The organism is Clostridium sp. (genome assembly GCF_047777555.1).
GTDB lineage: Bacteria > Bacillota > Clostridia > Clostridiales > Clostridiaceae > Clostridium_H.
Genome location: NZ_JBKEEV010000002.1, coordinates 349269 through 371615 on the forward strand (window position 1 = coordinate 349269; position 22347 = coordinate 371615).

The window sequence follows — 22347 nt, forward strand, 5'->3', positions numbered from 1 at the left end:
CTCCTTAAATTAACTAATAAATAGTATTAGAATTTTAATTCTTCATTTAAATTAAAAATCCTTTTTTACTTTTTTATATGAACTTTTAATTAAAGCAACCTCATATTTTCTTTGACATTTCCCAGAATTTATCCATGTCTTCTAAAGACATATCTGTAAGTTTACTTCCAATTTCTTTTGCTTTTTGCTCTATGTACTCAAATCGGCTTATGAACTTATCTATAGTATAATTTAATGCATCTTCAGGGTCAATGTCAAGAAGTCTTGCTACATTTACGCAACTAAATATTAAATCTCCTACTTCTTCTATTATTTTTTCCTTGTTTTGGGATTTATATACCTCTTCAACCTCTTTTAATTCCTCAATAATTTTATCAAGAGCTGGTTTTGCGTCCTTCCAATCGAATCCTACCTTACCAGCCTTCCTTTGAACTTTTTCAGCTCTCAAAAGAGCAGGAAGATTTTTAGGTACATGCTTAAGCTCATCTGTGTAAGTCTCAAGTCCCTGTTCTTTCTTTTTTAAATCATCCCAGTTTGCTAAAACTTCTTTTGAATTGCTTACCTCAACCTCTCCAAAAACATGAGGATGCCTATATATAAGCTTATTACATATTCCCTTTATTACATCATTCATATTAAAAAATCCGTCTTCTTTTCCTATTTGGGCATGGAACACTACCTGAAGTAAAACGTCTCCTAATTCCTCAATTAATTTATCTTCGTCCTCTTCATCTATAGCTTCTAAAACTTCATAACATTCTTCAATCAAATATCTCTTTAAAGACTTATGATCTTGCTCTCTATCCCATGGACATCCATCTTCTCCCCTTAAAGTCTCCATCACATTAAGTAGATCATGAAAGTCCTTAGTACACTCCAAGTTTTTAGGAATATATATAGATGTAAGATGGTCAATATCATCCTGCCTATCGAGCTCATATATATGTATCTTTCTAATGCTCTCAAGCTCTTTAACTCCAGCTGCCCTTACAAAATATATTTCCATATCATCGCTATAATATTCAAGTAATTTCAATTTTACCTCTGAAGCTATGAATTTATTATATACTTGAGTTATTATAGTTCCAAGTCTCTTGTCTAAAACTTGATTTTCCATATCAAAAGCATCTATTACCTTTATTCCACTTATAGGATCTATCTTTAAGCTTTCCATTAAAGCATCTATAAAGCTTATAGCTGGAAGTATCTCCATTTCAATATTTTCTTTTTTGCAAAGTTCAATTAGATTGCTTACAGATCTTTCTGCCACTAAGGGATGTCCTGGCACAGCATATACTATATCTCCAAGTTTCTTGTGTTTTTCTATTAAATCCTTTGCTATGTCCTCATATACCTCATCAAAGCTTTCAAAACTCTCGTACTTATAGTCATAGCTCTCAAATTTAACTCCTAAGCTTTTTAAATATTCTACATTAGGATGAATTTCTGTTCTGAAATAAACATTAGCGCTATTCTTCAGTATTTCAAAGGTTCCCATGGTAACAGCATCCTTGCTGCCAGGACCTAATCCTACAACCTTTATCATAGTTTCTCTCACTTTATCCTTTCTTTATTGCCTTATTAATTCTCTTATTTCTCATTTCCTCATAATCAATAACCTTAAATGCCATTATTAACATTCCATAGATTATTATACCTATAAATATTGCTATTAAACAAGAGATTGAATTGCTCATTGTATAATTATATGCCTTAACATAAACAAAGACAACACAAAATATCATAGCAATAGACGCATAGGCTGGTTTTATCAGTACCTTATATAAGTCTATATATACTCCTAGTTTTTTCTTTAAAAGCCTTATATTTAATATAACCGCTGTTGCATAGGCTGAAAATGTACCTATAATAGCTCCATAAACATTTATGCTAGGAATAGAAACTAACATACTTGTTAATATCATCTTCACTATGCAGCCTATGAGCAAATTGATTACAGGTAATCTTTTAGAAGTAGTTGCCTGAAGTATCACTGTAGTAGTTTGGGCTAATATTATAAGTGGAATTGATAGAGATGAATATTTTAAAATAAGCTCTCCTTCTGCCTGTCCCCTAAAAATCAGATGCAAAACTGGAGAAGCTAAAAAATATAATCCTGCCAGAGAAGGTAAGGCTATGACTGTAGATATTTTAATTGCTGATGTTACATTATGATTTAATTTAGCTCTGTTGTTTAGTACAAAGGCCTCTGATATTATTGGAACAACAGAAGCGCACAAAGCTGCTGATAAAGTAAGAGGCACATTTACTAAAACTGCAGCTTTTCCTGTAAGCTGTCCATATAGTACTGCTGCTTCTCTTGATGTAAAGCCTGCTTCTAAAAGTTTTTGAGGCACTAAAAAGGAATCTATTACATTCATCACAGTACCTACTGCTGCCCCTAAAGATATTGGTATTGCAGTTACTAATAACTCTTCCATAACCTTTGGATTAGATCTAACTTTTATTCTAGGAAATCTTTTTTTTGCCCTTATGTACTTACTTATTAAATAACTTCCTCCCAATATTCCTCCAGCTGCTGCTCCTAAGGTAGCTCCGCCTGCTGCATATTCTATACCCTTTGGAAGAAGCAATATAGCTAGCCCAATTCCAACTCCAACTCTTCCAATCTGTTCTAAAATTTGAGATATGGCTGTAGGAGTCATAGTCTGAAGTCCCTGAAAAAAGCCTCTAAATACACTCATAATTCCTATAAAGAAAGGTGCTGTTCCTAAAGCTACAAGAGAATAGTAAGCCTTAGGATCCCATCTGAAAATCATTAAAAGCTTACTGGAGAATACAATCATAATTATACTTGTACCCAGTCCTAGTATTCCCATCAATATCAACGCTTCCTTTAATACCTGAAATATTCCTATTTCATTCCCTTTAGCGCTTTTTTCAGATATCATTTTTGACATAGCAAGTGGTACTCCTGATGCAATTGCAATAAAGAGCATATAAAGTGGATATGCCATTTGATAATATCCTAAGCCTTCATCGCCTACAAGTATAGTAAGAGGAATTCTAAACAGCATTCCTATAGCTCTGGCAAATATACCTGCAAAACCCAAAATAAAAGTTCCTTTTACTAATGATTGTTTTTTCAAATCAATACCCCCAAAAATACTTACTAGTACAAGTATTTATATTTAATTTTTAAAGATATTATTACTGCAAAAAAACAATGGCAATAATGCTGCCATTGTTTTTTTATATTCTTAACTATGTATAAGGATTTCTAGGCTTTAGAGAATACATCACCCTAAAGCCAAGAGGCCTTATTCCATCTGTTTTCCTAGGAATGAAGCTGCTGTTTCAGTTAATTTTAATTCTACTTCTCCAAACTTAGCACCATCTTCTTTAGATGCTATTATTACAACACCAATTGCATCTCCTTCTGCAATTATAGGTGAAATTGCTTGAGCAGCATATTTCCCGTCTGCATCCTCATCATCCATTAGAGGTATTGTCTTATTGCTTCCTTCTCCTAGAAGAAGGCTTTTTCTATCTTCCATTACCTTTTCAAGTTCTGCGCTTATCTTTTTATCCATATATTCTTTTTTAGATGTTCCACTTACAGATATTATATTGTCTTTATCACATATAAGTATGATATTACCTGTTGTTGCCTGTAATGCTTCTGCATATTCCTTGGCAAAGTTGCTCAACTCTTCGATAGGTGAATATTTCTTTAATATTACTCCGCCGTCTCTATCTGTAAAGATTTCTAATGGATCTCCTTCTCTAATCCTTAGGGTTCTTCTTATCTCTTTAGGTATTACTACTCTTCCTAAATCGTCTATACGCCTAACGATACCAGTTGCTTTCATCTAGTTTTTACCTCCTTGTTTATTTATTAATAATGATTTTCACAATAATATTATCTGTCCAAATATGAAATTTTATACACAAATGTATAGGTTTAATTTTAATACTAAAAAAAGATGATGTATTAATATGAGATTATTAATACATCATCTTCTTAACATTAGACTAATTTATCTTCATAAGTTTTTATATCTGCATTTTTTTGTATTTCATTTAATTTATCAGACCAAACCTTATCTTTCTTTTCTTTTTCCAATTCAGTCTTGATTTCTGATTTAGCTTCTTCAAAAGTCTTAACAGGCTTATCTTCTCTCTTAGTAACCTTTATTATATGATATCCAAATTGAGTTTTAACTACTCCAGATACTTCACCTTCTTTAAGCTGCATAGCTGCATTCATAAAGTCTTCATCAAATCCAGAATCTACTACTGGAACTGTACCTAAGTCTCCACCTTTGTCTTTAGTTCCATCTGTACTATATTTTTTAGCAAGCTCTGCAAAATCTGCACCTTTATCAAGCTGTTCCTTAATTGATTTAGCTTGTGCTTCATCTGCAACTAAAATATGAGATAAAGTAAGTTTTGTAGAGTTTGCAGAATCCTTTGGATATTTATCTTTATGCTTGTTATATTCTTCTTGCATTTCCTTATCAGTAACTTTTACATTTTTACCAACCTCATCTTGAAGTTTCTTAATTATAACATTTTGTCTTAATATTTCTCTAAGCCCCTCTTCTGTAACTCCTTGAGATTTTAAGAATTCCTTATAAGAGGCATCATCCTTAAGGTTTTGAGCTTCTTTAAGATCTGCTATAGATTTATCTACTTCTTTCTTTAATTCCTCTTCACTTGGAACTAATTTTAGCTTTTCTGCCTCTTGAATAATAGCTTCAATTGCAGTCATTTCATTAAGAACTTGAAGTTTTGCCTGCTTTAAATTTTCTTTAACTTCTTCATTTTGAGCATAATTTTCACCATACTGCTGTTTATACTGCTCTAGAGTGCTTGCTAGATATGGATGAGAATCTAATTCTCCTCTTGTTATTTTCTTGTTTCCAACCTTAGCTACTGTTGTCTTAGCTATGGCTTCTGGTGTCTTTTCTATCATATTGCATCCTACAGCTGATACTGCGAAAATTGATACTGCTGCAGCTGCAATAACTTTCTTTATGTTCTTCAACTTTATTCCCCCACTCTTATCATATTTTTTCGTAATAAATTTATTGTACCATAAAATTACTTTGTTTCAACTGCTCCTTGAAGATATTCTAATAATTCTCTTAGAGCAGGTATTAGTTCTTCCTTCTTTATATCTCTTAGCTGATATCCTATTGCAGGCTCTTCACCCATCTTAAATATAATTTTCCTATTGTACTTATTCATTATACATCTTACTAAATCCTGACTCATTAAATCTCTATTAGCAAACTTTATAACAACCTCAGTAGGTCTTTCCTTAATCTCCTCTATTCCAAGCTTATTGGCAAGAGCCTTGATATAAGCAATGTTCATAAGATTATCTACGGAATCAGGTATATTAGAAAATCTATCTTCAAGCTCTTCTTGAATATCTAGCATGGCTTCCTTAGAATCTATGCTGGCAATCTTTTTATATACCTCTATTTTCTGCATCTCATCGTCTATATAGTTATTTGGTATATATGCATCCACTTTAAGATCTACAGTAGTTTCAAAAGGCTCTCTGTCTATCTCACCTTTTATAAGCTTTATGGTGTCTTCAAGCATTCTACAGTATAAATCATATCCTACAGATGCCATGTGTCCATGTTGGGATGAACCTATAATATTTCCAGCCCCTCTTATCTCTAAATCCTTCATAGCGATTTTAAAACCTGATCCAAGTTCAGTGAAGTCTTTTATTGCTTTTAATCTTTTTTCTGCCACCTCTGCAAGCACTTTATCTTTTCTATAGGTTAAATATGCATATGCAATTCTGTTGCTTCTTCCAACTCTTCCACGGAGCTGATAAAGCTGCGACAATCCAAACTTGTCCGCATCATATATTATCATAGTGTTTGCATTTTGAATATCCAAACCTGTTTCAATTATAGTTGTACACAAAAGTATATCATACTTATTCTTCATGAAATCAACCATAACCTTCTCAAGTTCTTTCTCTGGCATCTGTCCATGGGCTACGCCTATCCTTGCATCTGGCACTAACCTTCCTAAATATGAAGCCATCTCTTTTATAGATCCTACTCTATTATATACAAAATATACCTGACCTCCCCTATCTATTTCTCTTTCAATAGCATCTGCTATGAGCTGCTCATTAAATTCTACCACATAGGTTTGTACAGGATATCTTTGCTCTGGAGGAGTTTCTATAACACTTATCTCTCTTATACCTGTAAGAGACATATGAAGTGTTCTTGGTATAGGTGTTGCTGTTAAAGTTAACACATCTACATTTTTCTTCATATCTTTAATCTTTTCTTTATGGCTAACTCCAAATCTTTGTTCCTCATCTACAATAAGGAGACCTAAATCCTTAAACTGAACATCCTTTTGAAGTATTCTATGAGTACCCACAAGAATGTCCACATTGCCAGCTTTAAGCTCCTTTAATGTTTGTTTTACTTGAGCTGAAGTTCTAAACCTGCTTACCATATCTATTTTTACTGGAAAATCCGAAAATCTTTGAACTAAGTTGTTATAGTGTTGCTCTGCTAAAATAGTTGTAGGAACAAGAATAGCTACCTGCTTGCCATCCATTACAGCCTTAAAGGCCGCTCTCATTGCTACTTCTGTTTTTCCATATCCTACATCCCCACATAACAGCCTATCCATTGCCTTTTCAGATTCCATATCTCTTTTGATGTCTTCTATAGCTGTAAGCTGGTCTGGAGTTTCTTCATATGGGAACTCATCTTCAAATTGTTTTTGCCATACAGTATCTTTAGAAAATTTATGTCCTTTTAATGTAGACCTTATGGCATATAACTTTACTAAATCTTCTGCTATTTCATTTATTGCCTTTTTAACCTTGCTCTTAGCTTTAGTCCACTCACTTCCTCCAAGCTTATTTATCTTAGGAGGTTTTCCTTCACTTCCTATATACTTTTGTACTAAATCTAACTGGTCTACAGGCACATATAATTTGTCTTCTCCATTGTAGCTAAGCTCTAAGTAATCCTTTTTATGCCCTTGAACCTCTAATTGTTTTATTCCTTTATAGATACCTATTCCATGGTTTGTATGAACTACATAGTCTCCTGGTTTTAGTTCTGTAAAGCTTTTTATCTTTCCTACGCCTTTTTTATTTACTCTAGCAGCCTTTCTCTTTGAAGCACCAAAGATTTCTTTATCAGATATTACGCACAGCTTTAAATCTGGATATTCAAATCCCTTTTCTTGATTTCCAAAGGTTATTACCACTTCTCCATATTCAATATTCTCTATAACATCTTTATAGGTACTCTCAATATCTCTATCCCTCAGGGTTTCTGCAAGCCTTTCTCCTCTTGGTCTTGTTCCGCTTAGGATAACTGTTTTATACCCTTTAAGCTTTTTGTCCTTTATATCCTCTATAAGCAAATCTATCTTTCCACCATATCCACTAAGGCTTACCTGAGAAAATGCTTCTTTATGCAGCGGCACAAAATACTTATTTTCCTTGTGGAGCATATCCAAGGTTATGAGTTTAGATTCATTTAATTCCTCCATAATTTCATCTTTGCTCACTAATAACTTAGACTGACCTAACAGCACATTTCCCCTTTGTAAAAACTCCTTATAGTCTTCCTCAAACTCAAAGTATAAGCTGTCTAATTTACCTACACATCTTTGAGTATCATTTATAAATATCAAGGAATCCTTCATATAATCTGTTAAAGTAAATGTTTTATCATAAAAATAGGGCAGGAAGCTGTCTATATTCTCAAAGCTCCAATTTTCTTTTAAAAGCTCTAGATTAGCAGAAATACTTGACTCTATTCTTTCTCTTGCTTCTTTATCCTTTCCTAAGGTCTTTTTGGCAAGTTCTAAATCTTTTCTTATTTCCTCATATCCCTTATCAATGTTTTCCTTTGTTAGAATCATCTCTTTAGCAGGAAATATTTCTATATTATTAAACTTCTCTATGCTCCTTTGAGATTCTATGTTAAAGCTTCTTATAGAGTCCACTTCATCTCCAAAAAACTCTATTCTATATGGAATAGAGGATATAGGAGGATAAACATCAAGTATTCCCCCTCTTATTGAAAATTCTCCTTTTCCTTCTACTATACTGACTCTTTCGTATCCACTTTGTATCAGCTTTTCGCTTAAACTTTCCATGTCAGCAGTATCTCCTACAGAAATATTTATGGTATATTTTCTATAGAGCTCAGGAGAAATATAGGTTGTGGCCAAGGTCTCAATAGATGCAACTATAATTTTTTTATCTTCTCTAAGCATCTCCCTTATTACTTTCAGCCTTTCCCATCTTAAATCTCCTGAAATTGCATATATATTATAGAACACTACCTCTCTGTTAGGAAAGTAATATACATTAGGCAAATAAAAGGATAAATCTTCGTATAAGTTTTTAGCCTCAACATCACTATGAGTAAATATGAGAATTGATTTATCTTGATTTTCATATATTCCGTTTATAAAAAGTCCTCTGCCTGAGTCAGAAAGCCCCACTATCTCTACAGGAAATCTTCTATTCTGCAGGGCCATTACTACATCTTTAAATTGTTCACTTTGAAATAAAGGCTCCATAAGCCCTTTTAATCTCATATGTATACACCTCTCCTAATCCTGCTCTGCTTTAAAACCGTTATATTTGTTCATAGCCTCCATTGTCCCTTCTTTTATTATAACTTCTACTGCAGCTGATGCTACTTCAAAGACCTTTTCTAAAACTTTTCTGTCATCATCTGAAAACCTGCCTAGCACAAAAGAAACCAAGTCTTCTCTCTTAGGCTGTCCTACTCCTACCTTTATTCTTGGGAAAACATCGCCGCCTAAATTTGCAATAATACTCTTGATTCCATTATGCCCTCCTGCACTGCCCTTTTCTCTAATTCTAAGTCTGCCAACTTCTAGGCTTATATCATCATAAATAATTATAATGTTTTCATTAGGGATTTTATAAAAATCAGATATCTCCCTTACACTTTCCCCGCTTAAATTCATATAAGTTTCTGGCTTTAGTAGAAAAACTCTTTCTCCATTTATCTTACCATCACCATACACACCTTTAAATTTTTTCCTATTTATTTCAATATTATACCTTTCGGATATTAAATCTATAATATCAAATCCTACATTATGCCTCGTATGTTCGTACTCTTTTCCTGGATTACCTAGTCCGACTATTAAAAACATATAAAATACCTCCATCTCGCTTCATCTTAATCATACTTAAAATATGATACATCAAAAAAAGGTTTTTATAAATAGTTATTTTACAAACGCCTTAAACCCATGAGATTATATCTCACGGGTTTAAGATATTTTATCAGCTTATTTATTCTCCATATCTGCAAGTTCTATAGTCATATCTATATTATTACCATTTCTCCATATTTTACACTTTACAGTGTCCCCTATTTTGTATTTTCCTAAAATTCCAGCCATATCCTCAAACTTTGTTATCTTTTTCTTCTCTATCTCAACTATAATATCTGTAGGCTTAATTCCTGCCCGTTCTGCTCCGCTTCCTTTTGTAACTGAGGTTACATATACCCCCTTTACTCCATCATCATTATTTGAAACTGCATCTCTTCCATATATACCCAAATCAGGTCTTGCAGCCTTTCCATACTTCATAATCTCATCTATTATATCCTTAGCTTCATTTGAAGCTATGGCAAATCCTATTCCATCTTCATTCTTAAATTGAGCATCATCCTTTAACTTTAAACTGTTTATTCCTATAATTTCTCCTTTTGAATTGCATAAAGCTCCTCCACTGTTGCCATCATTCATAACAGCATCTGTTTGAAGTACTCTATATGTTGATTCTCCATATTGAATTCTTCTATTAAGAGCACTTATTATGCCCGCCGTTACAGTGCCAGCAAACTCCTCTCCTAAAGGGTTCCCTATGGCGATTGCAGCATCTCCAACCCTCATTTTAGAAGAGTCTCCAAACTTAGCTACGGGCAGATTCTGTGCCTCTACTTTTATTATTGCTAGACCAGAATCAGGATCTGAACCTATAAATTTTGCTTTTAAATAATTTTGTCCGCTAGCAAACTTTACGTTAATCTCTTCTGCTCCATCAATAACATGATAATTGGTTACTATATATCCATTAGAACGAAATATTATACCTGAACCGCTGCTCTTATTCCCATTTTCCATGGCACTTGGAGAAGTTTTAATTATTCCAACAACGGTAGGGCCAACAGTGTCAGCTACTTTAGCTATGCTGCTGTAAGGGGTTTGTTGAAGTTCTTCATCTATATTTTTCTCCTCAGCTGCAGCTCTTTGAGAATATTTTTTTTCTACCACATAACTTGAAGATACTGCTCCTGATATTGCAGCAATTAATATGAATACAATACCTTTAAAAAAGCCTTTAATATTACTATCTTTCCGTTTTCTAAACTTTATTGCGCCATATCTTTCATCGCTTATGCTCTCCCAATTGACTTCCTTAACTTCATGATTATTACCTTGCAAACATATCACCTCTAAAAATTATTGGACTTTTTATCTATGGGCCTTCTTCAATGTAAATATAAATTTAACCCCTTTATTGTCTTTATTTTCAAGCCATATATCTTCATTGTGTTGATTAATTATTCTTCTCACTATAGATAATCCAAGTCCTGTACTCACTTTAGAAGTCCTTGATTTATCTCCCTTATAGAACCTATCCCAAATATGCTTTTCATCTTCTTTTGAGATATTGGGTCCATCATCAAACACCCATACAAATACCTTTTGTCCCTTAATTCTAGCCCCTATTTCTATGTTGCCGCCTGGTTCTACGTACTTTATAGCATTATCAATAAGATTAGTCATAACTTGTATTATCTTATCTTTGTCCACTAATACGTAAACTTCCTTATCTTCTATCCATACATCTACATTTATTTTCTTAGACTTTATAGCCGTTTCAAACTTTGTAATAGAAAGTCTTATAATTTCATTTATATCCTGGGGCTTAATATTTAAACTGAACTTTCCTGCCTCTATTGCTGATAAATCCAACAAATCATTTATAAGTCTAGTAAGCCTTTGAATTTCATTATAGGCAATAGACAAATAATATTTTTCCTTTTCCTTAGGTATTATTCCATCTAATACCCCACCTATAAATCCTTTTATAGAAGTAATAGGGGATCTTAATTCGTGAGATACATTAGATATAAAGTCCCTTCTGTTTTTTTCTACTTCTTCTAAACTATCTGCCATAGAATTGAAAGATCTGGCAAGTTCTCCTATTTCATCATTTGATTCTATGTTTACTCTTCTGCTTACTTCACCTTTAGCTATCTTGTCCGCCGCATCATTTATTTTTGCTAAAGGCTTAATCAATATCTTCTGAGAGAAAATGTATATAATAAAGCTGGAACTTATTATCGCAATAATGGCTGAAATCCATATAATTTCATAAACCCTTTTTATAGGATCTCTTATTTCATTTATGGATGTATTCATCACTACTGCTCCCTGAAAGAGTCCTCTATAAAACACAGGAACTTCATAAGTATGAACTGGCTCTTTAAAAACATTTGTTAATATGTTATTTCTCTCAATAAGTTTTCCTTCCCTTAAATCTCCTAAATCTTCGCTTAAAAGCTGCTGTCCTATTAATTCTTTATATTCTTTATTAGATACAGCATAAGCATATCCATATCTATCGAATAGAATTATATCTATGTTCGCATAGTTTGACACATACTCCAAAATATCATTAGTCTTATCCAAAGAAGTATTTCCATGCAAATATTGTACAGCAGCATTAGATACTATTTGTGCTTCAGTTAAAAGCTGACTTTTTCTTTGCTCAAAAAAGTATCCTTCAAACCAAAAGGATAAAAAGGCAGCTATTATTATGAAACTCATAGATATTATAAGGATATAAGTAGCTACCATCTTTGAAAATAATCCTTTTTTTCGCATCTACTTCACCTCAAACTTATATCCAACACCCCAAACAGTTTCTATTTCCCAATTTGGTCCTCCCTGAAGCTTTTCTCTTAATCTTTTAATATGAACATCCACAGTTCTTGAATCTCCTGGATAATCGTATCCCCATACCTCACAAAGTAATTGTTCTCTTGTAAAAACCTTGTTTTTATTGCTTGCAAGATAATAAAGAAGCTCAAATTCCTTAGGTGGCATTTTTATTTCTCTGCCTTCATATACAACTTTGTATGAATTTATATCAATAGTTAAGCTAGGAAAATTTAAAATCTCCTTGCTTTCTCCTTCTACATTATACCTTCTTAAAACAGCCTTAATCCTTGCTATTAATTCTTTTGGCTCAAAAGGCTTTACTATATAATCGTCTGCTCCTAATTCTAATGCTAATACCTTGTCAAAGATTTCTCCTTTTGCAGTAAGCATAATCACAGGAGTTTCATAATCCCTTCTTATGGACTTTAATACATCTATTCCATCAACATGAGGAAGCATAATATCAAGGAGAACTAAATCTGGTCTATACTCAAGGAACACTTCTTGTACTTCCTTTCCATCATAACAAACCTCAGTGCCATATCCTGAACTTTCTAAGTACATTCTTATTACTTCACATATATTTTCATCGTCATCTACTATAAGTATCTTTCCTAAAAGACCTTCCATAAATTTACCCCCGTTCTTAATTAAAGTGAGTATCTTTTGTTTTATTTTAATTTCCTCTAAATTTACATTAATTATACTCTATCATATTTACATATATTTTAAATGATTAAAATTATAAATTTAAATAAAAGTTACAATTTAAATACAATTTTATGATAAAATTGAAATTTTAAAAAAGGCATATAAGGAAATTCCTCATATGCCTATAACAAAAGTCATTATACTCGTATATAATTTTTTAACCTATACTATAATTTAAGTGAATAATTTGCTTATAGATACATCTTCATATATTCTCTTTATAGCTTCAGCAAATATTGGAGCTACAGATAAAACTTCAAATTTATCGCTTAATTTTTCCTTTGGAATATTTATAGTATTTAAAGTAACTAACTTTTTAATTGCGCTATTTTCTATTCTTTCAAAAGCAGGTCCTGATAATACTCCATGTGAGCAGCATGCATAAACTTCTTTTGCTCCTCTTTCAACTAGGGCATTTGCACCATTTGTTATAGTTCCAGCAGTATCAATCATATCATCGATTAAGATAACAGTCTTATCTTTAATGTCTCCGATTACATTCATTACTTCTGAAACATTTGCTTTTGGTCTTCTCTTATCAATTATAGCTATTGGGCAGTTTAATCTGTCTGCAAAGTTTCTAGCTCTTGTAACACTTCCAAGGTCAGGAGATACAACAACTACATCCTCTCTATCCTTGAAACCTGCATCTATAAAGTATTTAGCAAGTATTGGTGCTCCAAGTAAGTTATCAACAGGGATATTAAAATATCCTTGAATTTGTGCTGCATGAAGATCCATAGTAAGAACTCTGTCTGCTCCTGCTGTTGTTATTAAGTCTGCTACTAACTTAGCAGTGATTGGATCTCTAGCCTTTGCTTTTCTGTCTTGTCTTGCATATCCATAATAAGGTATAACTGCTGTTATCCTTCCAGCTGATGCTCTTTTGAAAGCATCTATCATAATTAAAAGCTCCATCAAATTGTCATTTACTGGAGCATGTGTAGGTTGAATAACGAACACATCTGTTCCTCTTACTGTTTCATTTGTATTTACAGATATTTCTCCATCACTAAATTTTGCAACATTTGAATCACCAACATAAACACCTAATATATCAGCAATTTCAGTAGCTAAACTTGGGTGTGCATTACCTGTAAATATTTTAATATTTTTACCATGGGTTATCATATGTAGACCTCCTTATTTTTTTCTTAATCCTTTTTTATCTACCCAGCCATCTATATTAACTTGCTTTGTCCTTGCTATTGCAAGAGCTCCATTTGGCACCTTCTTGGTTATAGTAGACCCTGCTCCTATGTATGTATCACTTTCCACTTCAACAGGCGCTACTAAATTAGTATTGCATCCAATAAAGGAATTATTCCCTATTATTGTTTTGTTTTTAACCTTTCCATCATAATTTACTACAACAGTTCCACACCCAAAATTACATCCACTGCCTACCTCTGCATCTCCTATGTATGTTAAATGAGATACCTTAGTATTATCCCCAATAGTAGACTTCTTTATTTCAACAAAATCACCAATTCTAACATTTTGTCCAATACTGCTCTCTGGACGTATATATGCAAAAGGTCCAACGGTTGTACCTCTTCCAATATGACTTTCAAGTATTACAGAACTTTGAATATTAACTTCTTCCTCAATAATACTATCTTTTATTCTTGAATTAGGATAAAGAATACATCCTTCCTTTATGACAGTCTTTCCTTCAAGTACATTTCCAGGATATATAATAGTATCTATTCCTATTTCTACATCTAAACCTATATATGTTGACTTAGGATCGATTATTGTAACCCCGTTTTCCATATGTATCTTATTTACTCTATTCCTTAGTATTTCTTCTGCTTCTGCAAGCTGAACTCTTGAGTTTACACCTTTAATTTCGTCAGCATCTACGCTTAAAGCTCCTACCTTTAAGTTTTTGTTTCTTAACATTTCTATAACATCAGTTAGATAATATTCTCCTTGGGAATTGTTATTATCTAGTTTATCTAAACTTTCCATAAGCTCTTTGATATCAAAGCAGTACATTCCAGAATTTATTTCATTAACTTTTAGTTCTTCTTCAGTGCAATCCTTATGCTCTACTATCTTTAAAACTTCGCCTTTTTCATTTCTTATTATTCTTCCATAGCCATATGCATCATCAACTAGGGCTGTTAGTATAGTAGCTTTATATTTTCCTTCTTCATGGAACTCAAAAAAACTTTTTACTGTTTCCTCTGTAATCAAAGGAGCATCTCCTGTGAATACGGCTACAACTCCATCCTTGTCCTTTAAAAAGTCCTTAGCACACATAAGAGCATGCCCTGTCCCAAGCTGCTCTTCCTGTATAGAATAAGTAATATTTCTATCTTCTGTAGCCTTCCTTACTTGTTCAGCTCCATTTCCTATTACTAAGTTTATATCATTTATGTCGCATTTTTTTAAAGTATCTATTACTTGATTTACCATTTCCTTACCGCAAACCTTATGTAAAACCTTTGGTAATTTAGATTTCATCCTTTTACCTTTTCCAGCAGCAAGTATTATAGCACTTTTATACAATTTTAACACCTCTTCACATGGTATATAGCAACGCATTAACTTATATATGCTACATTTTAATGTTTATGCCTATTACATTATATTTTATATATTAATATTTTTCAACCATATAATATCTTATATTATGTGATAATATAATCATTCTTACCACTCTCTCCAAAAAACAATAAAAAGGAGCATTTACTCCTTTTTATTCCACTTCCATTACTATTTCTTCACCTTGTTCGTTGTTGTTTTTTACTTTTTCATATTCATCCAAAATTGCTTGCTGTATTCTTTGTCTTGTATCGGTGTTAATTGGATGCGCTATATCCTTAAATTCTCCTGTAGGAGTTTTTCTACTAGGCATAGCTATGAAAAGCCCATTTTGTCCTTCAATAACTTTTATATCATGAACTACAAATTCATTATCAAAAGTTACTGACACAATAGCCTTCATTTTTCCTTCAGCAGAAATTTTTCTAATTCTTACATCTGTAATTTGCATTGAACTCCACCTCCAAAGATGCTTTGTATATAGTATTCTCCATGATTTATATTTTTCCTTCTATTAGACGATAAATTTTTAGAAAATTTTACTTTTTATGAATTTTTTCTGGATAAACTATAGGATTATCGTTTTCATCAATTCCTCCAAACTTTATTATAGAAACATAATTATCTACTAATTTTTTATCAGTGTTTATATCATCTATGAGAACCCCGATTCCTATAAGCTTACTTTCAAACTCCTTTAACAAGTTTATTATCCCTAAAGCTGTTCCACCTGCCTTCATAAAATCGTCTATAAAAATACACTTACTTTCTTTATGTATAGATCTTTTAGAGAGAGACATTGTTTGTATTCTTTTAGTTGACCCTGAAACATAGTTTATAGAAACTGTTGGCCCTTCTGTAACTTTATTATCTCTTCTAACTATAACAAGCTTAACTCCTAGCTTTTTTGCAACTTCATAAGCCAAAGGTATACCTTTTGTTTCTACTGTTACTACATAATCCACTTCTAAATCTTTAAATTTAGATGCTAAAATAACTGCAGCAGTTGATATTATTCCAGGATTAAACATTATATCGCTTATATACAGGAATTCTCCTGGTACTATTCTTTGTTTATCCTGTAAAATTATACATAAGTTCTTTGCAAATTCCTCTATTTTTTCATCTGAAATTCCATATTTATATTTTATGCCGCCTGCTGCTCCGGAAATAGTTTCAACACTTCCCATAGATAGTTTATCTAGGGTCTCCCTGACTATTACAATATCTTCACTTATAGTGGATTTTGCAGCATTAAACATATTAGTAAATGTATTTAGATTTATAATCTTGTTGGGATTTTCTATTAATGTCTTTGTAATAGCTGTAATTCTTTGATTTCTACTAAATTTATTCATATTTCTCTCCTACTTTATACGAATTATATCTTTATAAAAACATGTTATTATTCATATTTTATTCTAATCTCATGATGTTATCAATAGGAAATAGCACTATATTAAAATATTATTTTATATTTTACACAAAATTTTATTTTAATATCTATAATATTGTATTGTTTTTCTTAAAAGTTGTATATAATGATTAAGTAGGACTACTTTTTCTATTTAAGGAGTTGATTAATTTGTCATTTGATTTTTTAAAGGATACAAACAAGAAGATACATTTTATAGGTATTGGTGGAATTAGCATGAGTGGTCTTGCTGAAATACTTTTAAATAGCGGTTATAGAGTATCAGGTTCTGATAGAAGTCAATCAGATTTAACAGATCATCTAAAATCAAAGGGTGCCGAAATCTACATAGGGCATAACAGAGATAATATTAAAGATGTAGATTTAATAGTTTATACTGCTGCAATTCCAGAAGATAATCCTGAACTTTTAAAAGCTAAGGAATTAAACATCCCTATCATGGATAGAGCGGAATTTCTTGGTCACGTAATGAAGGGTCATAAATATAATGTAGCTATATCAGGAACTCACGGTAAAACAACTACTACTTCCATGCTTTCTCATATTACTTTAAATGCTGATTTAGATCCTACTATTTTAGTTGGAGGAAATTTAGATGCTATTAATGGAAATGTTAGAGTTGGAAACAGCGAATACTTTATTACTGAAGCTTGTGAGTATAAAGCATCTTTCTTAAAATTCTATCCTTATATAGGTGTGATTTTAAATATTGAAGCAGATCACTTGGATTTTTATAAGGATATAGAAGAAATACAAAATACTTTTAAAAAGTTTGCTAAGCTTATACCTGAAGATGGAGTTTTGGTTGTTAATGCAGAAGATGAAAAGGCTGTATCTATATCAAAAGAAGTTAATTGCAAAGTTCTTAGCTTCGGACTTTCTAAGGGTGATATAAGAGCTAAAAATATAGTATTCAGCGAAACTGGCTGTCCAAAATTTGATGTTTACAAGGGTGAGGAAAAACTATTTGAACTTCAACTAAACGTTCCTGGAGAGCATAACGTGCTTAATGCCTTAGCAAGCATTGCTGCTGCTCTAAGCTTAAATATAGATAAGGAATCTATTGTAGAGGGACTTTCTACTTTCCATGGAACTCACAGACGTTTCGAAATAAAAGGTTCAACCAATGGAATTACAGTAATAGATGATTACGCTCACCATCCAACAGAAATAAAGGCTACCTTAAATGCAGCAAAGAATTTTCCTCACAAGAGAATTTTCTGTGTATTCCAGCCTCATACCTATTCTAGAACAATAAGTTTATTAAATGAGTTTGCAACTTCTTTCTCTAACGCAGATACTATTTTACTTGCAGATATATACGCAGCTAGGGAGAAAGACACAGGCATCGTAAGTTCAGACATTTTAGGCAGCAAGATCAGAGAAACAGGTGTTGACTGCAAAAACTTCCACAGTTTCAGTGATATGAATAAGTTTTTAAAGAAAGAATTAAAGTCTGGGGACTTGTTGATTACAATTGGAGCTGGAGATGTTTATAAGGTTGGAGAAATGTTCTTAAGTAACGCAGTATAGTTTATAATACATTATACAAGTTAAAGATATGTTTTAAGATTTTGTCTTAGAACATGTCTTTTTTTATTTATAGTGTGAATGTCTTCTCTATATTCAAGGTGGATATCTTCTCTATATTTAAGGTGCATATCTTCTCTATATTTAAGGTGCATATCTTCTCTATATTTAAGGTGCATATCTTTTTTATGTATTTATTCACTATCATAAGTGTAAAAATATGAAAATTAGGCAAAAATATTAATGATATATTAATTAGGAGGTAGTAAATCTTATGAGAAATTTTTTAATTACCGCTGTAGCAGATATTATATTGATAATTGTTTCATATTATTTATTCAGAGCCGTAATAAGCGGACCTACTCGTCATAGAATATATGAAAAGTACTTAAGTTCCTTTGCTAAATTTGTCATATATATTTTTATTGCTAGCGCCCTAATAACCGGCATCAGCGCACTGATTTTGTATAAAACACGATATGTAGTATATTTAAACGTAATAGCTCCTGCTCTAGTATCTATTTTAGTTGGATTTATTATATCTCTGGTTCCTACTAGAGGCGCTGGGGATAATAAAGAAAAAAAGATATGATTTTTTGTAAATAAATTATATACCATAATATGATATTATAGTATATAATTTATTTATATTAGATTATATTTTATTATATTAAGTTAGGGTGAATCTCTATGTTTGATAACATTATACATATTATATTAAATATCTTCTTAGGAATTAGTTTAGTTGGTACAGGATCCTGCATAGTGTTGTTTATAATTATGAAAGTGCGTAAACTAGATTTTATAGCAAGCATGTTATCTAAGTTTTGTGTATTATTCATAATAACATGGATTATATTCATTGTTTGTAATATCTATGTGGCTGCAACTTATACATCCCCTTCAACCACATCAATGGCTCTTTTATTGTAAGCAATAAATTATTTTAAAATTGTGGTTGACTTTTTTAAGACAAGACTATATAATATATTTTGCCGACGGGGTATAGCGCAGATGGTAGCGCGCGTGGTTTGGGACCATGAGGCCGCGGGTTCGAGCCCTGCTACCCCGACCAAAAGACCATGTTAAATTTAACATGGTCTTTTTTATATTTATATTTATTTTTTAAACTGATGAAGCCTACATATAATTCTACTCTACGTTCCACAAAAGGTTCTATAAGGTATATCTGATGATGGAGGCAGTTTTGAATATTCCTCCTGTTCTTGTGAATAGGCATAAGGATTTGAAAGAACCTTAAGAAGTCTGTCCATTACACCATAGTCTTCCTTTTTTACAGCAGCATCTAATGCCTCTTCTACTCGGTGATTACGAGGAATTACAGCTGGATTTGATTTTCTCATCAAGTGGCAAAAATCATTTTTACATCCCTTTTGCCTTTTCAATCTTTCTTCCCACTTCTTATGCCACTTATGAAACTCCTCGCTGTTAAATAAATCTGTATTTTCTTTCTTATCAAAACTCAATGCTTTAAAAGTATTGGTATAATCTGCATTATACCTATGCATCATATTTAAAAGCTCATTAATGAGTAATTCATCCTCTTTCTCTTCATTAAATATTCCTAGTTTAGCTCTCATTCCCCAGAGCCAATTGCAATTATATAAATCATTAAATTCTGAGATAGCTTCTTCAGCCAATTCTACAGCCTTCTCCTTATCCTCATGAAGTAATGGCAAAAGAGCCTCAGCTAGCCGAGTCAAATTCCATGCAGCAATTGGTGGTTGATTACCATAGGCATAACGCCCATAACGGTCAATAGAGCTGAATACTGTGGATGGATCATAAGTGTCCATAAAAGCACAAGGGCCATAATCAATGGTTTCTCCACTAATAGACATGTTGTCGGTATTCATTACTCCATGGATAAATCCAACTAACTGCCACTTTGCAATCAGTGATGCTTGACGTTTTACTACTTCATAAAGCAGTGCCAAATACGGATTCTCTGCATTTTTAGCTTCTGGAAAATGGCGTTCTATTGTGTAATCAGCTAGAGTTCTAAGCTCCTCAACGCTTCCCCAATTGGAAACATATTGGAAAGTACCTACTCTGATATGACTTGTAGCTACACGAGTTAAAATTGCCCCTGGCAGCAATTCTTCCCGCATTACCCATTCTCCAGTTGTCACCACTGCTAAGCTGCGGGTAGTTGGAATGCCTAGAGCATGCATTGCCTCACTAATAATATATTCACGAAGCATAGGTCCAAGTACTGCTCGCCCATCTCCTCCACGAGAATATGGAGTTTTGCCTGAACCTTTGAGCTGAATATCAAAACGTTCTCCTTTTGAAGTGATCTGTTCTCCAAGCAATAAAGCCCTGCCATCTCCTAGCATGGTAAAATATCCAAATTGATGTCCTGCATATGCTTGAGCAATAGGCAAAGCACCTTCTGGAATCTTGTTTCCACTAAACACTTCCACACCTTCATAACTTTCTAAAGACTGCACGTCCAAGCCAAGAGATGCAGCAAGAGGCTTATTGAGGATTATAAGCTTTGGCGAAGCTACATGTGTTGGATCGAGAACGCTAAAAAAAGATTTTGGCAGACGAGCATAGCTGTTATCAAAGTTCCACCCTGTTTTTTTAGTTACTTTTGTATCTATCATAGCATTCCCTTCTCTTTTAAATATTAAAACCCTTTTTAGTATGTGCTTTCCTAAATTCAATCATGTATAATTGTATTATAAGTATATATCCTTTTTTTGTTGTCAAAAATAAATATAACCATGTGTAATAAAATTTGATTTAGAAAAGGGGAATTTTATATGAATAATCAACACGGTACGTTGTTTAAAAGTTTAGTTAAGGCTTACTATGATGATACTTTTGAAGATATGGTAACATCTCTGCTATCTAAAGAGGATGCTAATAAAGAATATTTAAGCAAGACCATTTCTTTCCTATGCGGAGTGGATTTAGACTATGACGATAACTTTATTCAAAACTTAAAAAAAGCTATTGCAAATTATGAAATACGACATAAAATAGTTCATAAAGTTAGAGAATGCTCCATGGATTGTGCAGACGAAAATGGGAAAACTATGTGTCAAAAATCCTGTCCTTTTGATGCTATATTAATTGACAAAAATACAAACAAAACTTATATATCCCTTGACAGATGTACAGACTGTGGATTTTGTGTAGATGCTTGTCCTACAGGAAGCATCTTAGATAAAGTTGAGTTTATTCCATTATTGGATTTATTAAATAAGGAAAACATGGTAATAGCCGCAGTAGCTCCTTCCATAATTGGTCAGTTTGGAGAAAATGTAACTATAAATCAGCTAAGAACAGCTTTTAAAATGCTTGGATTTGCTGACATGGTAGAAGTAGCCTTCTTTGCAGATATGTTAACCATAAAAGAGGCTATAGAGTTTGATCATTTAGTAAATAAAGTTGATGACTTTATGATAACTTCCTGTTGCTGTCCTATGTGGATAGGAATGCTAAAAAAACTATTTCATGAGCTTTTGCCTCATGTATCACCTTCAGTTTCTCCTATGATTGCAGCTGGAAAAGTTTTAAAAGAATTAAATCCTAACTGCAAAGTCGTATTTATAGGGCCTTGTATAGCTAAAAAGTCTGAAGCAAAAGAAAAAGACCTTATAGGAATTATAGACTATGTATTAACTTATCAAGAACTAAAGGATATATTCGACACCTTAGAAATACATCCAGAAGAACTTGAAGAAGACTTTTCCACAGAATATGCTTCAAGAGAAGGTAGACTTTACGGACGTACTGGAGGAGTTTCTATTGCTGTAACAGAAGCTATTAAAAACCTATTCCCTGATAAATCAAAATATTTAAATGCAATTCAAGGCAACGGTGTAAAAGAATGTCGTGAGATTTTAACTAAGCTTAAAGATGGCAATATTAATGCTAACTTTATCGAAGGAATGGGCTGTGTTGGAGGATGTGTTGGTGGCCCTAAAGCAATCATTCCCCATCAGGAAGGCAGAAAATTATTAGATGAGTTTGCTAATAACTCAGATATATCTGTATCCATAGACAGCGACCGTATGAAGGATATTCTAAAAAGAATGGGCATGGACTCTGTAGAGGACTTTAAAAATAAAGATAAAATTAAAATTTTTCTTAGGGATTTTTAA

At 32.6% G+C, this 22347-nt stretch carries 18 protein-coding genes and 1 tRNA gene; 5 read left to right on the plus strand and 14 right to left on the minus strand.

Features of this window, described 5'->3' with window-relative positions; all coding sequences use genetic code 11:
• Positions 1–100: 100 nt before the first annotated feature.
• The 13 genes from mazG to purR form a co-directional block, all read right to left on the minus strand.
• Positions 101–1546 (minus strand): nucleoside triphosphate pyrophosphohydrolase, encoded by a 1446-nt coding sequence (gene mazG, locus ACFWTK_RS04930; RefSeq protein WP_415874983.1) that lies wholly within the window; start codon positions 1544–1546, stop codon positions 101–103.
• A gap of 13 nt (positions 1547–1559) precedes the next feature.
• Positions 1560–3110, minus strand: coding sequence for a putative polysaccharide biosynthesis protein (locus ACFWTK_RS04935; RefSeq protein WP_415874984.1), 1551 nt, complete (start codon positions 3108–3110; stop codon positions 1560–1562).
• A 171-nt stretch (positions 3111–3281) separates the two neighbouring features.
• The gene (gene spoVT / locus ACFWTK_RS04940; protein WP_415874985.1) at positions 3282–3833 is read right to left on the minus strand and encodes a stage V sporulation protein T; all 552 of its coding nucleotides are present in this window, start codon (positions 3831–3833) and stop codon (positions 3282–3284) included.
• A 158-nt stretch (positions 3834–3991) separates the two neighbouring features.
• Positions 3992–5011: a peptidylprolyl isomerase gene (locus tag ACFWTK_RS04945; RefSeq protein WP_415874986.1), complete on the minus strand. Its 1020-nt coding sequence runs from the start codon at positions 5009–5011 to the stop codon at positions 3992–3994.
• A gap of 56 nt (positions 5012–5067) precedes the next feature.
• Positions 5068–8580, minus strand: a complete 3513-nt coding sequence (gene mfd, locus ACFWTK_RS04950) for a transcription-repair coupling factor (protein ID WP_415874987.1) — start codon at positions 8578–8580, stop codon at positions 5068–5070.
• Between the two features lie 15 nt (positions 8581–8595).
• Positions 8596–9171, minus strand: coding sequence for an aminoacyl-tRNA hydrolase (gene pth / locus ACFWTK_RS04955; protein WP_415874988.1), 576 nt, complete (start codon positions 9169–9171; stop codon positions 8596–8598).
• 138 nt (positions 9172–9309) lie between these two features.
• Positions 9310–10473, minus strand: a complete 1164-nt coding sequence (locus ACFWTK_RS04960) for a S1C family serine protease (protein WP_415874989.1) — start codon at positions 10471–10473, stop codon at positions 9310–9312.
• Between the two features lie 30 nt (positions 10474–10503).
• Positions 10504–11922 carry an ATP-binding protein gene (locus ACFWTK_RS04965; RefSeq protein ID WP_438825480.1) on the minus strand — a complete coding sequence of 473 codons (1419 nt, stop codon included), beginning with the start codon at positions 11920–11922 and terminating at the stop codon, positions 10504–10506.
• Positions 11923–12609 (minus strand): response regulator, encoded by a 687-nt coding sequence (locus ACFWTK_RS04975; protein ID WP_415874990.1) that lies wholly within the window; start codon positions 12607–12609, stop codon positions 11923–11925.
• Positions 12610–12864: 255 nt separating this feature from the next.
• Positions 12865–13821 carry a ribose-phosphate diphosphokinase gene (locus ACFWTK_RS04980; RefSeq protein WP_415874991.1) on the minus strand — a complete coding sequence of 319 codons (957 nt, stop codon included), beginning with the start codon at positions 13819–13821 and terminating at the stop codon, positions 12865–12867.
• Positions 13822–13833: 12 nt separating this feature from the next.
• Entirely contained in the window at positions 13834–15207 is a 1374-nt protein-coding gene (gene glmU, locus ACFWTK_RS04985; RefSeq protein WP_415874992.1) for a bifunctional UDP-N-acetylglucosamine diphosphorylase/glucosamine-1-phosphate N-acetyltransferase GlmU, read from the minus strand.
• Positions 15208–15397: 190 nt separating this feature from the next.
• The gene (gene spoVG / locus ACFWTK_RS04990; RefSeq protein WP_415874993.1) at positions 15398–15694 is read right to left on the minus strand and encodes a septation regulator SpoVG; all 297 of its coding nucleotides are present in this window, start codon (positions 15692–15694) and stop codon (positions 15398–15400) included.
• An 88-nt stretch (positions 15695–15782) separates the two neighbouring features.
• Positions 15783–16601 (minus strand): pur operon repressor, encoded by an 819-nt coding sequence (gene purR, locus ACFWTK_RS04995; protein WP_415874994.1) that lies wholly within the window; start codon positions 16599–16601, stop codon positions 15783–15785.
• Between the two features lie 227 nt (positions 16602–16828).
• On the opposite strand from purR, the gene murC reads away from it, so the two are divergent.
• The 4 genes from murC (at position 16829) to ACFWTK_RS05015 (ending at position 19283) form a co-directional block, all read left to right on the plus strand.
• Positions 16829–18211: a UDP-N-acetylmuramate--L-alanine ligase gene (murC, locus tag ACFWTK_RS05000; protein WP_415874995.1), complete on the plus strand. Its 1383-nt coding sequence runs from the start codon at positions 16829–16831 to the stop codon at positions 18209–18211.
• A gap of 271 nt (positions 18212–18482) precedes the next feature.
• Complete coding sequence (locus ACFWTK_RS05005) at positions 18483–18800, plus strand: hypothetical protein (RefSeq protein WP_415874996.1); 318 nt, start codon at positions 18483–18485, stop codon at positions 18798–18800.
• 98 nt (positions 18801–18898) lie between these two features.
• Complete coding sequence (locus tag ACFWTK_RS05010) at positions 18899–19141, plus strand: hypothetical protein (protein WP_415874997.1); 243 nt, start codon at positions 18899–18901, stop codon at positions 19139–19141.
• A gap of 66 nt (positions 19142–19207) precedes the next feature.
• Positions 19208–19283, plus strand: a tRNA-Pro gene (locus ACFWTK_RS05015).
• Positions 19284–19365: 82 nt separating this feature from the next.
• On the opposite strand, the gene ACFWTK_RS05020 is transcribed toward ACFWTK_RS05015, so the two are convergent.
• On the minus strand, positions 19366–20841 hold the full coding sequence (locus ACFWTK_RS05020; protein ID WP_415874998.1) for a protein adenylyltransferase SelO: 1476 nt from the start codon (positions 20839–20841) through the stop codon (positions 19366–19368).
• A gap of 159 nt (positions 20842–21000) precedes the next feature.
• Here ACFWTK_RS05020 and ACFWTK_RS05025 point away from each other — a divergent pair, with 159 nt between their 5' ends.
• Complete coding sequence (locus ACFWTK_RS05025) at positions 21001–22347, plus strand: [Fe-Fe] hydrogenase large subunit C-terminal domain-containing protein (RefSeq protein ID WP_415874999.1); 1347 nt, start codon at positions 21001–21003, stop codon at positions 22345–22347.

Excerpts from the sequence above, each read along its gene's own strand:
- purR (WP_415874994.1), bottom strand. The coding sequence starts at position 16,601 with ATGAATAAATTTAGTAGAAATCAAAGAATTACAGCTATTACAAAGACA.
- ACFWTK_RS04975 (WP_415874990.1), bottom strand. The coding sequence starts at position 12,609 with ATGGAAGGTCTTTTAGGAAAGATACTTATAGTAGATGACGATGAAAAT.
- mfd (WP_415874987.1), bottom strand. The coding sequence starts at position 8,580 with ATGAGATTAAAAGGGCTTATGGAGCCTTTATTTCAAAGTGAACAATTT.
- pth (WP_415874988.1), bottom strand. The coding sequence starts at position 9,171 with ATGTTTTTAATAGTCGGACTAGGTAATCCAGGAAAAGAGTACGAACAT.
- ACFWTK_RS05025 (WP_415874999.1), top strand. The coding sequence starts at position 21,001 with ATGAATAATCAACACGGTACGTTGTTTAAAAGTTTAGTTAAGGCTTAC.
- mazG (WP_415874983.1), bottom strand. The coding sequence starts at position 1,546 with ATGATAAAGGTTGTAGGATTAGGTCCTGGCAGCAAGGATGCTGTTACC.
- spoVG (WP_415874993.1), bottom strand. The coding sequence starts at position 15,694 with ATGCAAATTACAGATGTAAGAATTAGAAAAATTTCTGCTGAAGGAAAA.
- ACFWTK_RS05005 (WP_415874996.1), top strand. The coding sequence starts at position 18,483 with ATGAGAAATTTTTTAATTACCGCTGTAGCAGATATTATATTGATAATT.
- ACFWTK_RS05010 (WP_415874997.1), top strand. The coding sequence starts at position 18,899 with ATGTTTGATAACATTATACATATTATATTAAATATCTTCTTAGGAATT.
- ACFWTK_RS05020 (WP_415874998.1), bottom strand. The coding sequence starts at position 20,841 with ATGATAGATACAAAAGTAACTAAAAAAACAGGGTGGAACTTTGATAAC.
- ACFWTK_RS04965 (WP_438825480.1), bottom strand. The coding sequence starts at position 11,922 with ATGCGAAAAAAAGGATTATTTTCAAAGATGGTAGCTACTTATATCCTT.
- ACFWTK_RS04980 (WP_415874991.1), bottom strand. The coding sequence starts at position 13,821 with ATGATAACCCATGGTAAAAATATTAAAATATTTACAGGTAATGCACAC.
- spoVT (WP_415874985.1), bottom strand. The coding sequence starts at position 3,833 with ATGAAAGCAACTGGTATCGTTAGGCGTATAGACGATTTAGGAAGAGTA.